General features: G+C 74.4%; 1 protein-coding gene. It reads left to right on the plus strand.

All coding sequences use genetic code 11. The annotated features are described in order from the left end of the window. Window positions 1-126 precede the first annotated feature (126 nt). The coding region (locus GVL52_RS31430) for a metallophosphoesterase family protein (protein ID WP_160012653.1) at window positions 127-844 on the plus strand (718 nt) is incomplete at its 3' end.

The following is an 844-nucleotide window of genomic DNA, read 5'->3' on the forward strand; positions in this document are numbered from 1 at the left end:
CCGAAACCGGTCTTTCCGCGCCATCATGTCGAGCAGCGCCGCCGGTGTCCACCGCTGGCTACCGCTGGCCACCACTGAATTCCGCATCCTGCCGATCCACGACCGTTCCGCGCCCGCGCGCCCGCCATGAAGATCGCCCTGTTCGCCGACATCCACGCCAACCGCCAGGCGCTCGATGCCTGCCTCGCGCATGCGCGCGCGCAGGGTGCGGAGCAGTTCGCCCTGCTCGGCGACCTGGTCGGCTACGGCGGCGATCCGGCGGCGGTGCTCGACACGGTGATGGAACTGGCCGCGCAGGGCGCGCCCTGCGTGCTGGGCAACCACGACGCGGCCGCGCTCGATCCCCCGTTGGATTCGCCGCTGCTCGGCGACCAGAGCGCGCAGTGGACGCATGCGCAGCTCGCGCCGCGGCACAGCGGGTTCCTCGCGGACCTGCCGCTCGCACGGCGGCTGGGTGCCTCGGCGCTGCTGGTCCACGCGAGCGCGGACGACCCCGGGCAGTGGCACTACGTCCACGATGCCGGCGCGGCGGAGCGCAGCATGGCCGCCGCGAGCGCCATCGACCCGGCCATCCGCTATGTCTTCTGCGGCCACGTGCACGAGCAGGCGCTCTACTTCCTCACGCCCACCGCCAAGCTCATGCGCTTCGTGCCCCAGCCCGGCGTGCCCGTGCCCGTGCCGCCGCACCGGCAGTGGCTGGCGGTGGCCGGATCGGTGGGCCAGCCGCGCGACCGCGACGTGCGCGCCATGTACGCGCTGTTCGACGACGGCGCGGCCACGATCGCCTTCCACCGCGTGCCGTACGACCACGCCGCGGCGGCCGCGGCCGTGCGCGCCGCGGGGC

It is taken from the genome of Rhizobium sp. 18055 (assembly GCF_902706285.1).
In the GTDB taxonomy this organism is placed as follows: Bacteria; Pseudomonadota; Alphaproteobacteria; order Rhizobiales; family Rhizobiaceae; genus Rhizobium.